The sequence below is a fragment of the Rhodanobacter sp. B05 genome (genome assembly GCF_002001085.1).
Taxonomy (GTDB): Bacteria; Pseudomonadota; Gammaproteobacteria; order Xanthomonadales; family Rhodanobacteraceae; genus Rhodanobacter.
In genome coordinates, this window is the sequence record NZ_MUNU01000013.1 from 1 (window position 1) to 13676 (window position 13676).

At 64.1% G+C, this 13676-nt stretch carries 9 protein-coding genes and 1 riboswitch; of the genes, 3 read left to right on the forward strand and 6 right to left on the reverse strand.

Annotation, left to right across the window (positions count from 1 at the left end; genetic code table 11):
• The 6 genes from B0E47_RS06390 to glnK form a co-directional block, all read right to left on the reverse strand.
• Positions 1-1144, reverse strand: a 1144-nt coding sequence (locus B0E47_RS06390) for a M56 family metallopeptidase (protein WP_139351374.1), incomplete at its 3' end; no start/stop codon positions are given.
• Position 1145: 1 nt separating this feature from the next.
• Complete coding sequence (locus B0E47_RS06395; protein ID WP_077513188.1) at positions 1146-1532, reverse strand: BlaI/MecI/CopY family transcriptional regulator; 387 nt, start codon at positions 1530-1532, stop codon at positions 1146-1148.
• A 164-nt stretch (positions 1533-1696) separates the two neighbouring features.
• Positions 1697-4942: a carboxypeptidase regulatory-like domain-containing protein gene (locus B0E47_RS06400; RefSeq protein WP_077513189.1), complete on the reverse strand. Its 3246-nt coding sequence runs from the start codon at positions 4940-4942 to the stop codon at positions 1697-1699.
• Positions 4943-5207: 265 nt separating this feature from the next.
• Complete coding sequence (locus tag B0E47_RS06405; protein WP_077513190.1) at positions 5208-6233, reverse strand: ribonucleotide-diphosphate reductase subunit beta; 1026 nt, start codon at positions 6231-6233, stop codon at positions 5208-5210.
• 95 nt (positions 6234-6328) lie between these two features.
• Entirely contained in the window at positions 6329-8812 is a 2484-nt protein-coding gene (locus tag B0E47_RS06410) for a ribonucleoside-diphosphate reductase subunit alpha (RefSeq protein ID WP_077513191.1), read from the reverse strand.
• A gap of 153 nt (positions 8813-8965) precedes the next feature.
• Positions 8966-9180: riboswitch (cobalamin riboswitch) on the reverse strand.
• Positions 9181-9248: 68 nt separating this feature from the next.
• On the reverse strand, positions 9249-9587 hold the full coding sequence (gene glnK / locus B0E47_RS06415; protein ID WP_077513192.1) for a P-II family nitrogen regulator: 339 nt from the start codon (positions 9585-9587) through the stop codon (positions 9249-9251).
• 191 nt (positions 9588-9778) lie between these two features.
• On the opposite strand from glnK, the gene B0E47_RS06420 reads away from it, so the two are divergent.
• From B0E47_RS06420 to B0E47_RS06430, 3 genes are all read left to right on the forward strand, one after another.
• Positions 9779-10042, forward strand: a complete 264-nt coding sequence (locus B0E47_RS06420; protein ID WP_077513193.1) for an accessory factor UbiK family protein — start codon at positions 9779-9781, stop codon at positions 10040-10042.
• Positions 10043-10187: 145 nt separating this feature from the next.
• Positions 10188-11681, forward strand: coding sequence for a YifB family Mg chelatase-like AAA ATPase (locus B0E47_RS06425; protein ID WP_077513194.1), 1494 nt, complete (start codon positions 10188-10190; stop codon positions 11679-11681).
• A 174-nt stretch (positions 11682-11855) separates the two neighbouring features.
• Positions 11856-13649 (forward strand): sodium:proton antiporter, encoded by a 1794-nt coding sequence (locus tag B0E47_RS06430; RefSeq protein WP_077513195.1) that lies wholly within the window; start codon positions 11856-11858, stop codon positions 13647-13649.
• Positions 13650-13676 lie beyond the last annotated feature (27 nt).

The following is a 13676-nucleotide window of genomic DNA, read 5'->3' on the forward strand; positions in this document are numbered from 1 at the left end:
GTAGCGGTGCAGGTGGTGCGGGTGGCGCCGGCGCATTCATGGGTGGCGCTGGCGGCAGGGGAGCCAGCGGCGTCAGCGCGGAGGCGTTTGCCGCGGGCAAGGCAGCGCTGTCGTGCTTGCTGCTGGCCGCGGTGACGCGATAGGGCAAGACGCCGGCCACGGCGACCAGCGCCACCAGCAGCCATCCACGCAGGTGCCGGCGGGAAACGGGGTCGAAATGCTGGAGCATGGTCAGTCGCCTCTTCAGGTTCTGGAACGTGGGGGACGCACCGGCGAGACCGGCATGCATCGGGTGGGATACGCCCAGGCGCAACAGCAGCTGGCCGTAGGCCTGCGGCATCGTGCCGGTCTGCTGCAGTACCTGCGCATCGCAGGCGGCCTCGCGGCTCAGCGCGTACTCGCGCACCGCCCACGCCACCAGTGGATGAAAGAAGAACAGTCGTTGTGCGACCGCCGGTATCCAGCCAAGCCACAGGTCACCGCGGCGCAGATGTGCCAGCTCGTGAGCCAGCGCCATCGACGATTCGGTCAGTGTCAGGTGCTGATCAGCCGGCAGCAACACGGTCGTGCGCCACAGGCCGGTGACTTGCGGCGAACGGATCGCCGTGGAAACACGCAGTTGCGGCTGACGGCGTAAACCCAGTTTGCGTACCTGTTCCGCGCACACCGCGCGCAGCGAATCATCGGTCAAAGATTGTGAATCGCGCAACATGCGGCGAGCGTCGCGCCAATGCCGGCCTGCGATGAGCAACTGCACGAGCACGGCGGCCAGCCACAGCGAAATCAGGATCAGTCGCCACTGCGCATACCACGCGGTCGGCAATGACTGGACCGGTATGGATGCCACGTGGAGCACGGGCAGGGCTCCCGTGATGGCAGTGGCCGGCAAGACAGCATGGTCTTGCGCAACGGTCGCGATCGGCACTGCCGGTGCCAGCACGCGCAGTTGCAGTGGCGAGCTCCAGCACAGCCCGAGGAGCAGCTGCAGGCCGACCAGCCACCACAGCGTGCAGCGCAATGCCGACGGCAGTTGCGGCAGCAGGCGGCCGATCAGCCAGACGGTACCGATCAGCAGCACGGCCTGGGCCGAAGTCCACGCCAGCCGGATCAGCAGGGTATCGAGCAGGGCAGTCAGCGATTCCATCTCACGACTCCTTGCGCCGGGTCTGCAGTTGCGCGACCAGCGCCTCGAGTTCGGCCAGCTCGGTCTCGCTGACCTCGGCATGCTCGGACATCCACGCGACGAACGGCGAGACCGAGCCGCTGAGCGTCTTCTCGACGAAGCTGCCCACCGCGCTGCGCATCGCCTCCTTCGGCCCGGTCGCGGTGTTGTAGCGGAACATGCCGCGCAATTGCCGGCGCTTCAGATAACCCTTGCCGCGCAGGCGTTCCATCATGGTCAGCACGGTCGAGCGGGCCAGCCCGCGCGGCTCGCCGAAGCCGCTGGCGACTTCGCCGACGGAGGCGCCGCCGTTTTCGGACAGGTAGTGAAGGAGCGCAAGCTCCTGATCGCCGATGGAGGGTTTGGGCATGACCGGAGTATTTCATGACTACAGGTGTAGTCACGGTACGCCTTGACTACACCTGTAGTCAATAGGTCGTCGGTAACGGTGCCCACGCCGCAGAGTGAATACACAAAAAAGCCGGCGCCACTGGGGCGCCGGCTTTCACATGTCGTGCGGGATCAACGAATCATTCAGAACGAATAACGCAGCGTCAGCATTGCCGACCAGCGTGAGACCACCCGGCTGGGATCGTAGAAACCACCGTCGTAGTAGGCCAGCTGCTGCGGCTGGTAGTTGCCGTTCTTGTCGGTGGGCAACGAGTACACATACTGGCCCTGCGCATTCACGCCGGCGTAGCTGGCCAAGTTGCGGGTCGGGTACAGGCCGGTGTTGAGCACCTCGCCCCAGTTCTTGTCGAGCAGGTTGAGGAAGTTGTACACGTCCAGCCGCAGCTCGCCCTTGTTGCCCTTGAAGATGCCCGGTACTTCCTGCGAGAAGCTCATGTCGAGCGAGTTGACCCATCCGGTGCGTGCACCGTTGCGGCTGGCGATCTGGCCGCGGTGATCGCGCAGGTAACTGTCGCTGGCGAGGAAGTCCTGGAACTGCTGGATCACCTGCGCACTGGTGCCCGCCGCATAGGCCACCTTCGGATCGTTGGTCGCCGGAATATAGGCCGGATCCCAGCCGACGACGCTGTCGCCGTTAGCATCGTTGCTGAATACCCAGGTGTAGGGATTGCCGGTGCGACCGTTGTAGAACATCGACACCTGGCTGCGGTAGTCGCCGAAGAAGTTGTGCTGCCAGGTCAGCGAGGCCTTGAAGCTCTTGGCGATGCTGTAGTTCGAGGTGGCCGCGACATCGGCGTTCGGGTTCAGTCGTGCCACGCGCTGGTAGCCGTTGTAGGCGATGGTGTCGGTGCCAGGGTCGACTTCGGTGGCGTGGTTGAAGGTCAGGCTGAGATTGCCCGAGAAGCTGTCCGAGAACGGCTTGCTCAGCGCCATGGTGAAGCTGTCCGACTTGCCCTTGTGGGTATTCGTGAGCAGGGTCGATGCGGTGCTGAAGGCATGGTTCTGGTTGGCCAGCGCATCGATCGACTTGGGCGCCTCGCCTGGCGTCTTCCAGAACTGCAGGCGACCGTCCGGCAACGTGCCGGTCGGTGCGCCGTAGTTCACCACCTGGTAGAGAATGCCGTCGCGTACCTTGATGTGTTCGTATTCGGCCGAGGCGATCAGGCCCCACCACGGCAGTTCGCGATCCAGCGCCAGACTGGCCTTCCACACCGTAGGCAGGCGGAAGTTCCTGGCGATGGTGTCGATCGAGCCGGCGCCGCCGCCCGCGGGAATGTTCTGGTTGAACGGGTCCGGGCTGAACGGGGCGCTGGCCGGATTGAACGAGGTATACGAGGAGAGGGTGACGCCGTTGTTCTGGAACGGGTTGGTCATCCACACCGTCGGCGGCGAGGTCTGGAACAGGCCGACGCCACCGCGCAGTTGGGTCTTGTAATCGCTGTCGAACGAGTAGTTGAACGAGAGCCGCGGCTCGACCACCCGATTGCGGGAGCCCACCGTGTTGTTGTTCGGATAGCCGAACACCTGCTCGAAGGCGGCGTTGTATACCGGCTTGGTGCTGGAGTGGGGAATGTCCACGCGCACGCCGTATTGCACTGACAGCTGGCTGTTGACCTGCCAGGTGTCCTGCAGGAACGGGCTGTACTGGCTGTAGGTCCACTTGGCGGCAATGTCGGCCAGGGTGTAGCCCGGCGCCGGGTGATACAGCACGTACTTGTTGTAGTTGCCGGCGAGGAAGTTGGCAATGCCCCAGAAGTTGTACTGGCCGAACTCGGTCTGACCGAACAGATTGTAGATCTTGTTGCGCTGGTAGTCGATTCCGCCCTTGATCGTGTGATCGCCGAGGTAATAGGTGCCGGCAAGGAAGACGCTGAGCTTCTTGGTGTCGATGTGGTTGTAATGACGGAATTGTTCCTCACCGAGGTTGACCGACGGCCCCACGCCATTCGGCGACAGGTTCACGTTCACCGCGGGCTGCTGGAACGGCGCGGCGGTGTCCTGTACGTACTTCTGGAAACCGACCTTCGCCTCGGTGGAGAAGTTGTCGGTCCAGTCGTCGAATACGTGGGCGACGTAGTTGTTGGTGGTGATCGTCTTGGTGTAGGTGTAACTGCTCAGGCCGACGCTGCTCGGGCCGTTGCCGCCGACGGCGGGCAGCAGTTCCTTGGTGTTCTGGTAGGTGAAGCTGGCACGGTGGTTGTTGCTGATGTTCCAGTCGATCTTGCCAAGGTAGCGCTTGTCGTCGTAGGTCAGCCCGGTGGGGCCGCCGAAATTGCCCGGGGTGAGGCCGAGCTGCGTGGCCGCGTCGATCACTTTCTGCAGGTCGCCCGGCGAAACCTTGCCGCTGGTCGAGGGGCCCTGGCCAAGGGTGTTGTCCAGGCCGTTGGCCGAGTCGGCGCCGATGCCGGTGGTCTTCTCGTGCTCGGCGGAGACGAAGAAGAACAGCTTGTCCTTCACGATCGGGCCGCCGACGTTGAAGCCACCGGTCCAGTCTTTCCCATAGCCGTGGTAGTTGTAGCCGTGGTCGCTGCTGGGCAGCCAGCCGGCATCGCCGACCAGCTTGCGCGCGTTGCGATAGGCGTAATAGACCGAGCCGTGGAACTGGTTGGTGCCCGACTTGGTCACCGCGTTGATGTCGGCGCCGACGGTGTCGGAAATGACGTCGAAGTTGGCGGTGGAGATGTTGTATTCGGCGATCGTCTCCGGCGAGATCGGTGCCTTCTGGTACGGCAGGCCGTTGGCGTTGAGGCCGAACGGATCGCCCTGGGTCACGCCATCGACGCTGATGTTGTTGTAGCGGTTGTTCATGCCGTTGGCGGAGATCGCGCCGACGCCCTGGTCGAGCACGGTGATGCGCGGATCCAGTCGGGCTACGTCGTCGATCGAGCGGTTACCCTGCGGCGTGGCCTGCAGCTGGCGCTGCGAGATATTGGTCGACAGGCCCTTGTTCTCCGACGAGAACGTCTGCGCCAGCGACGAGGCGCTCACGGTGACGCCGGCCAGATTCTTCGCGCTCTGCGCACTGGCGCCCATGCTCAGGTTGATCGAGGAAGGCTGGCCAAGTTGCAGGTAGACGTTGTCCTGCTCGGCGGTGGCGATACCGGCCTTGCTGACGCTGATTTCAAACGGGCCACCGACGCGCAGGCCTTGCGCCGCGTAGCGGCCATCGGCATCCGTGGTCACCGTCTTGGAGGTGCCGGAGGGTTCGTGCAGGATGGTCACCGTGGCGCCGGCGACCGGCTGACCCTGGGCGTCCAGCACGCGGCCGTTGACACCGGAGGTGGTGATGTTCTGCGCCGCGAGGGGCGCCATCACCAGCAGTGCGGCGATGGCGAGCGGCAGTGCCCGCATGCGGATTGAATTTGTCATCGAAAGATCCTTGATGTGGTGACGGTACGGGGCTCCCCCTCGCACGAGAAATCCATCCGACACCTTGCCCCATGAACCGGATCATCGATGTATTCCCCGTTGACAGTCGACGGGCAGCAGCGGTGAACAGCCGACGACCTTCGAGCCAAGCCGGGATTCTAGACCTGTTTTTGTGACAACCAAATGGCCCCCGGCCGTGGCAATATAACCGGCCGGGAGAGGTGCGGTATTCCGTGAGCCAGCGCGCCTGTGGGTGGCTCTGGACTCAGAACGCCATGTCGAACGCCACCTCGCCCTGCACGCCAACCTGATACGCGGAGACGCGGCGTTCGAAGAAGTTGGTCACCTCCTGCACGTCCTGCAGGTCCATGAAGTCGAACGGGTTCTTCGCGCCGTACTTCTTCGGCATGTCGAGCTGGGCGAGGCGCTGGTCGGCGCAGTATTCTAGGTACTGGCGCATGTCCTTCACCGACAGGCCGACCACGCCGCCGGAAAGCACGTCCTCGGCGAACAGGGTTTCGCAGGCGATCGCGTCTTCCATCATCTGCTCGACCTGCGCGCGCATGGCGTCGTCAAACAGTTCGGGCTCCTGCTCGCGCACCGTGCGCACGACATCGAATGCGAACGCCATGTGACCGCTCTCGTCGCGGAACACCCAGTTGGTGCCCGCGGCGAGGCCGTGCAGCAGACCGCGCGAGCGCAGGTAGTAGACGTAGGCGAACGCGGCGTAGAAGAACAGGCCTTCGATGCAGGCGGCGAAGCAGATCAGGTTGAGCAGGAACTGCCGCCGCTGCTCGCGCGTCTCCAGGCGGCGCAGGTCCTGCACCGAGTCGATCCATTTGAAGCAGAACTCGCCCTTGGCACGAATCGAGGGGATGTTCTCGATCGCCGCGAACGCCTTGTTGCGCTCGGCCGGATCAGGGATGTAGGTGTCGAGCAGGGTGAGGTAGAACTGCACGTGCAGCGCTTCCTCGTACAGCTGGCGCGATAGGTACATGCGCGCTTCGGGCGAATTGATGTGCTGATATAGGTTCAGCACCAGGTTGTTCGACACGATGGTGTCGCCGGTGGCGAAGAACGCCACCAGGCGATGGATCAGGTGGCGATCGGCGGCGGACATCTTCGACGAGAGGTCCGCCGTGTCCATCGAGAAATCCACTTCCTCGACCGTCCAGGTGTTCTTGATCGCGTTGCGGTACATCTCGTAGAAACCGGGATAGCGCATCGGGCGCAGGGTGAGCTCGAAGCCCGGGTCGAGGATGTGAGCGTTGCGGATGGGTTGAGTGGACATGGGTTACCTCAAGAAGATTTGTAGGAGCGCACCCTGTGCGCGATGGGCGTCACGGCAATGCGATTCGCGCACAGGGTGCGCTCCTACAGACAGGGTTACTGGCAGGCTTCGCAGTACTCGGGATTTTCCAGCGAGCAGAACACCGCGGCATTGGCCTGCGCCTGATCCACGACCAGCACGGTCTTGTCCGTCGACACGGTGGTCTTGGTGATCTTGGTGGCTGGGCGCGAGCGCAGGTAGTAGGTGGTCTTGATGCCGGCCTTCCACGCGTACATGTACATCGAGCTGAGCTGGCCGATGTTCGGGTTTTCCATGAACAGGTTCAGCGACTGGCTCTGGTCGATATAGGCGCCACGCGCGGCACCGAGTTCGATCAGTGCCTTCTGCGGCAGCTCCCACACCGTGCGATAGATCGCGCGCAGTCGTTCCGGAATCGCGCCGATACCCTGGATCGAACCTTCCGCCAGCTTGATCGCGTCGCGGATTTCAGAAGTCCACAAGCCGAGTGTCTTCAGTTCGTCGGCGAGGTAACGATTGACCTGAAGGAAATCGCCCGACAGCGTCTCACGCTTGAACAGGTTGCTGACCTGCGGCTCGATGCACTCGTAGCAGCCGGCGATCGAGGCGATCGTCGCGGTCGGGGCAATCGCGATCAGTAGCGAGTTGCGCAGGCCGTGTTGCTTGATGCGTTCGCGCAGTGCCTCCCAGCGCGCACTGTCTTGTGGCGTGGCACTCGGCCAGTAGTCGAACTGCAGTTCGCCGTTCGCGGCACGGCTCTTGGCGAAGCCCGGATGGGCGCCTTCGGCCGCGGCCAGTTCGGTCGACATCGACAGCGCGTGGAAATAGATCTCCTCGGCGATGCGGGTGGACAGTGCCAGCGCTTCGGTTGAATCGAATGGCAGGCGCAGTTTGAAGAACACGTCCTGCAGACCCATCACGCCGAGACCGACCGGACGCCACTTCATGTTGGCGGTGCGCGCGGTGTCGATCGGGTAGAAGTTGAGGTCGATCACGCGGTTGAGCTGGCGCACGGCGGTACGCACGGTCGAGGCGAGCTGTTCGAAATCGAACGCGTAGCTTTCATCGGCGGCGCGGACCACGTGCCGCGCCAGATTCACCGAGCCCAGGTTGCACACGGCCGTCTCGCTGGCCGAGCTCACTTCGAGGATCTCGGTGCACAGGTTGGACAGGTGGATCACATTGTCGGGATGGGCAGTCTGGTTGCTGGTGGCGTTGCAGCGATCCTTGAACGTCATCCAGCCGTTGCCGGTCTGCGCCAGCGTGCGCATCATGCGGGCATACAATTCGCGTGCCTTCACCGTCTTCACGGCGAGGCCGTTCGCCTCGGCTTCGCGATAGGCACGATCGAAGGTTTCGCCCCAGTTGTCGACCAGATGCGGCATGACCTTCGGATCGAACAGTGACCAGTCGCCATCGCTTTCGACGCGGCGCATGAATTCGTCGGGAATCCAGTTCGCGATATTGAGGTTGTGCGCGCGACGCGCGTCATCGCCGGTGTTGTCGCGCAGCGCGAGGAAATCCTCGATGTCGGCGTGCCACGATTCGAGATAGACGCAGGCTGCACCCTTGCGTTTGCCACCCTGGTTCACCGCCGCGACCGAGGCATCCAGCGTCTTCAGCCATGGCAGCAAGCCGTTGGAATGGCCGTTGGTGCCCTTGATTAGCGAGCCGCGCGAACGCACCCGCGAATAAGCCAGGCCGATGCCGCCGGCGAACTTGCTGAGCTTGGCGACGTCGGCGTACTTGTCATAGATCGACTCCAGCGAGTCGAGCGGCGAGTCGAGCAGGTAGCACGAGCTGAGCTGCTCGTGTGCGGTACCGGCGTTGAACAGCGTAGGCGAGCTGGCGATGTATTCCAGCGAGGACAGCAGTCGGTAGAGTTCCAGCGTTTCGCCGATCTCGTTGCCGCCGAGCGCGCAGGCGATGCGCATGAAGAAATGCTGCGGCGTCTCGATCACGAAGCGCAGCTGCGGATGGCGCAGCAGGTAACGGTCGTACACCGTACGCAGGCCGAAGTATTCGAAGCGGCGGGTGGCGAGCGGATCGATCGCGTCGTTCAACTTGCGTGCGTTGATGGCGACGAAGTCGCGCAGGCGCGCGTTGAGGATGCCCAGTTCCGCGCCGCGCGCGATCGACTGCGAGAAACTCTGGATTTCCTGGCCGCTCACTTCCTTGTCGATATAGGCACCGAGCAGGCGTGCGGCGAGCTGGCCGTACTCCGGCTCTTCAGCCGTAAGTGCAGCAGCGGTGCGGATGGAAAGCTGGTCCAGCTCCTGGGTGGTGGCGCCGTCGTACAGGCCGCCGATGGTCTTCAACGCCACGCGCAGCGGGTCGACGCCATGCAGGCCTTCGCTGCTGCGGGTCACCGCGCGCACGATCTTGTTGACGTCGACGGTTTCCTGGCCGCCGTTGCGCTTGGTCACGCGCATCTGGCTGGGGTTGTGTGGCGGGGTTAGCCTGAAAGCGGTTTCGGGCGAGGACGGTGCGACCGCTTCAGTGATGGGTGAATCGACGCGCGCGATGGTGCGCTCGCGTTCTGCGGTATCGAGGGGTTGCATGGCTGGTAGCTCCCGGCATGGACATCAAACACCTGCTCCCGCGCGCAGGGCCTGAAGCGATGGATTCCGGGAACGGGTCACAATGCAGGCGCCATGCGGCCTACTGCACTGCAACGTGCCTCCCCGCGAAAGCCGTCACTACGCACCGGGACACGTTCGTCCCGATGTGCCGGCAGGTCTTCGGACTTGCGGACATGGATCTTGCGATCCGCCTACTTGCTCCCGCTTCCCAGCCACGGAGGGCCAGTGCATGTGGGTGCTTTCGTTTCCGCTTTACCGCTGCGGGGCAGTTCCGGAATTACACCGGATTCCCTTTCAAGCCCGGCCGATGTCGCATCGGGTCGGGCACCGACGGGCACAACATATCGGGTGGCCGGGCAAAGATCAACCCAAGCACTTGTGTAGCCGTGACTGCTTTTGCTGGGCGCTGGCGCGGCTACAGCGCGTCGTTGTCCAGTTCACCGGTGCGGATGCGGATGACCTGCTCCAGCGCGCTGACGAAGATCTTGCCGTCGCCGATCTTGCCAGTGCGGGCGGACGCCTGGATCGCTTCAAGCACGCGGTCGAGCTGGTCGTCGGCCACGGCCACCTCCAGCTTGATCTTCGGCAGGAAGTCGACCACATATTCGGCACCGCGATAAAGCTCGGTATGGCCCTTCTGGCGGCCGAAACCCTTCACCTCGGTCACCGTGATGCCTTGCACACCGACTTCGGCGAGCGCCTCGCGCACATCGTCCAGTTTGAACGGCTTGATGACCGCCACGACCAGTTTCATGAAGCATCCCTCGATTCGGCAGGCATCGGCATGACGCCACCGCGAAACAACATTCTGCCCGTCCAGCGCGGCGTTGTCGCCTGATCGGCAGCGGTGTAGGACAATCCCTACAGTTTTTGGCGGAGCATACCGATGGCGGCAACCTTTTCCCTTCACCTAGTATCAAACCCGACGAGTGCGAGGCGCTGTCCATGATGGACAAGCAGGATATCGATCAGATTGCCCTGCGGCTTGTGTCGTTGGTGCCGCCAGGGTTGGCACAGGCGCAACAGGATTTGCGAGCCAACTTCCAGGACGTTCTGGTGCAGGGACTGCGCCGCCTCGACCTGGTCACCCGCGAAGAATTCGACGTCCAAGTGCAGGTGCTGGCGCGCACCCGCGCCAAGGTCGACGAGTTGGAGCAGCGTGTGGCCGAACTCGAGGCCGTCGCGATTACCCGCGGCAGCCAGCAGTAACCACCTCCCGGGAGCCGCCTCCGATCCGTCACCCTCACCCCGAGAACGATCGGAGGCGGTTATTTATCCAGCGTCGCTGATGGAGTCGCGCGATGTTTGTGCCTGTCAGCGCGCCATGCCTCATGCGCCACCCGACCAGGGTCGCATGAGTCTCGCCGTCACCCTCAGTCGTGCGCAGGAAGGCATCGCTGCACCGCAGGTGATGGTCGAGGTGCACCTCTCCGGCGGCCTGCCCAGTACCAATATCGTCGGCCTGCCCGAAGCTGCGGTGCGCGAGGCGCGCGATCGCGTGCGCGTGGCGATCCAGAACACCGCGTTCGAATACCCCAATCGCCGGGTCACGGTGAACCTGGCACCTGCCGAGTTGCCGAAGGATGGCGGCCGCTTCGACCTGTCGATTGCGCTGGGCATCCTCGCCGCCAGCGGTCAGGTGCCGCGCGAGAAACTGGACGATTGCGAATTCCTCGGCGAACTGGCTCTGACCGGTTCGTTGCGCAGCATTTCCGGCGTCCTGCCGGCGCTGCTGCGCGCGCGGGCGCGTGGTCGCCGCGTGGTGGTGCCGCGCGAGAACGCCGCCGAGGCGGCGCTGGTGCCGGACGTGGATGTGCGGGTCGCCGAGACCCTGGCCGAGGTCTGCGGTTGGCTGCGTGGCGCCCACGAACTGTCCATGCCAGTCGGCATTCCCAGCGATGGTGGTGCCCACGACGGTCCCGACCTGGCCGACGTGCGCGGCCAGCAGCAGGCACGGCGGGCGCTGGAAATTTCCGCCGTCGGGGGCCACCACCTGCTGCTGATGGGTCCGCCCGGCACGGGCAAGACCATGCTGGCCGAACGCCTGCCCGGCATCCTGCCACCGCTGTCCGAATCGGAGGCACTGGAGACTTGCGCGGTGTTGTCGGTTTCCGGGCAGACCACCGATCTGGTGCGCTGGCGGCGCCGACCGTTCCGGGCGCCACATCACACGGCATCCGCCGTGGCCCTGGTCGGCGGTGGCTCGTACCCGCGCCCGGGCGAAATTTCGCTGGCGCACAACGGCGTACTGTTCCTGGACGAACTGCCCGAGTTCAGCCGGCACGTGCTGGAAGTGCTGCGCGAGCCGATGGAATCGGGTCACATCGTGATTTCGCGCGCGGCGCGGCAATCGACCTTTCCCGCGCAGTTCCAACTGGTCGCGGCGATGAATCCCTGTCCTTGCGGCTACGCCGGCGATCCGCGCTGCCAATGCACGCCCGATCAGATCCAGCGCTACCGGTCGCGCATCTCCGGGCCGCTGCTGGATCGCATCGATCTGTGCGTGCAGGTGCCACCGGTGCCGCTGGCCGAACTGGGCACGCCACGCAACGCGCGTGACGAGGATTCCGCCACGGTGCGTGCGCGCGTACTCGGCGCACGCCGGCAGTCGCTGATGCGCGCAGGCCGTCCGAATGCCGAGATCAGCACGCGCGAACTGGAGCGCGATTGCGCGCTGGGCGCGCCCGAGCGGCGCTGGTTCGAGAGCGCGCTGGAACGGCTTGGCCTGTCCGCCCGTGCCTATCACCGCGTGCTGCGGGTAGCGCGCACGATCGCCGACCTGGATGGTGGCGCGGCGCTGCTCGAACGCGAGCACCTGGCCGAGGCGTTGCAATACCGCCGGTTTTGAAATCGGGAGTGAGTGGGAAGGAGTGAGAAGTGAGAGAGAGCCGGATCATGGCGTGCTTTGGCATTTCTCTCACTCCTCACTCCTCTCGACTCACTCCTGGCCTTTCTCCACTCGCTCCTCGCTTTTCATACCGTCGCGTGTTTCGATAGCGCCCTGATATTTCCAGGGACTGCGATGACTATCGAGCTCGGCCTGATGCTCGCCGGCATGTTGACGATCGGCTTCCTGGCGCAGTGGCTGGCATGGCGGGTCAGGTTGCCGGCGATCGTGTTCCTGTTGCTGGCCGGCATCGTGCTCGGTCCCGTCAGCGGTGTGCTGGACCCGGACAAGCTGCTTGGCGATCTGCTGTTCCCGGTCGTGTCGCTTGCGGTGGCACTGATCCTGTTCGAGGGCAGCCTGACCTTGCGCTTTCATGAATTGCCGGGCATCGGTCGGGCCGTGCGCGGGCTGGTCAGTTATGGCGCGGTGGCCACCTTGCTGCTGCTGGCCTGGGCTGCACATGTCGTGGCCGGACTGAGCTGGCCGATTGCCCTGCTGTTCGGTGCGTTGGCCTGCGTGACCGGCCCGACGGTGATCGCGCCGATGCTGCGTACCTTGCGGCCGAACGCGCGCATCGCCAACACGCTGCGTTGGGAAGGCATCGTGATCGACCCGCTGGGCGCGCTGTTCGCGGTGCTGATCTTCGAGGCGATCGTGTCGCGGCAGGAAGGTCACACCATCGGCATCTTCGTCGCCACGATCGGCTGCGGCGCGCTGACCGGTGCGCTGAGTGCATGGCTGACCGGCTTCCTGCTGCGCCGGCAGCTGATTCCCGAATACCTGCAGAACTACGCCGTGTTGGCCGCGGTGCTACTCGCCTTCAGCGTCTCCAATGTTATTACGCATGAATCGGGATTGCTGGCAGTGACCATCATGGGCATCGCGCTGGGCAATATGCGCGGTGTGCATATCGACGACATCCTCGACTTCAAGGAAAGCCTCACCACGGTACTGGTGTCGCTATTGTTCATCCTGTTGGCGGCGCGGCTGCACTGGCCGCTGCCGGACGGCATGCTTGGCGCGGGCATCGCGCTGTTTGCGATTGCCCAACTGCTTGTGCGGCCGCTGACCGTATTGCTGTCGAGCATGGGCAGCGGGCTGAGTTGGCGCGAACGGGCCTTGATCGGCTGGGTGGCGCCGCGTGGCATCGTGGCCGCCTCGGTGTCGGCGCTGTTTGCGCTGCGGCTCGATGCGCTAGGCGTGACCGGCGCCGGGGCGCTGGTGCCGCTGGTGTTCATCCTGATCATCGGCACGGTGGTGCTGCAGAGTGCCACCGCACGACCGCTGGCGTTGTGGCTGAAGGTGGCCGAGCCGGAGCCGCGTGGGCTGCTGGTCTTCGGCTCCGACGAAGTGGCGCGGGCGATCGGCAAGGTATTGAGCGAGGCCGGCTTTCGCGTGGTGCTGGCAGATGACGACTGGGATGGCATCCGCCTGGCACGCATGGATGGGCTCATCACGTTCTTCGGCAACCCGGCCTCGCCGCATGCCGAGCGCCATCTGGATCTCACCGGCATCGGTCGCCTGTTGGCGGTATCCACCCATCGTGAGCGCAACTCACTGGCCTGCGTGCATTACCGGCAGGAATTCGGTCGCGACAAGGTGTACCGGCTGCGCAACCTGACCCCGCAGGAAAATACCGATCGTGCAGCGCTGTCCGGCAGCCTGCTGGCGCCGCCGCTGTTCGACGAGGAGATGACCCATGGCCGCTTTGCCGAAATGCTCGAACAAGGCTGGCGGATCAAGTCGACCCGGTTGAGCGCCACCTTCGACTGGCCACACTTCATCGAGCAGTACGGCTCAAGCAGCGTGCTGATGTTTGGCATCGAGGAGAAGGGCACCTTGCGGGTCGCTTCGACCAAGCGCGAACTGGAACCGAAGGCTGGCTGGACGGTGATCGCACTGGTACCGGAGAACAGGAGTGAGAAATGAGGAGTGAGAAGTGAAAGAAAGCAGGTG

What these genes read in the sequence shown, in the direction of transcription:
- B0E47_RS06395 (WP_077513188.1), bottom strand. Translation starts at nt 1,532, where the DNA reads ATGCCCAAACCCTCCATCGGCGATCAGGAGCTTGCGCTCCTTCACTAC.
- B0E47_RS06400 (WP_077513189.1), bottom strand. Translation starts at nt 4,942, where the DNA reads ATGACAAATTCAATCCGCATGCGGGCACTGCCGCTCGCCATCGCCGCA.
- B0E47_RS06405 (WP_077513190.1), bottom strand. Translation starts at nt 6,233, where the DNA reads ATGTCCACTCAACCCATCCGCAACGCTCACATCCTCGACCCGGGCTTC.
- B0E47_RS06410 (WP_077513191.1), bottom strand. Translation starts at nt 8,812, where the DNA reads ATGCAACCCCTCGATACCGCAGAACGCGAGCGCACCATCGCGCGCGTC.
- glnK (WP_077513192.1), bottom strand. Translation starts at nt 9,587, where the DNA reads ATGAAACTGGTCGTGGCGGTCATCAAGCCGTTCAAACTGGACGATGTG.
- B0E47_RS06420 (WP_077513193.1), top strand. Translation starts at nt 9,779, where the DNA reads ATGATGGACAAGCAGGATATCGATCAGATTGCCCTGCGGCTTGTGTCG.
- B0E47_RS06425 (WP_077513194.1), top strand. Translation starts at nt 10,188, where the DNA reads ATGAGTCTCGCCGTCACCCTCAGTCGTGCGCAGGAAGGCATCGCTGCA.
- B0E47_RS06430 (WP_077513195.1), top strand. Translation starts at nt 11,856, where the DNA reads ATGACTATCGAGCTCGGCCTGATGCTCGCCGGCATGTTGACGATCGGC.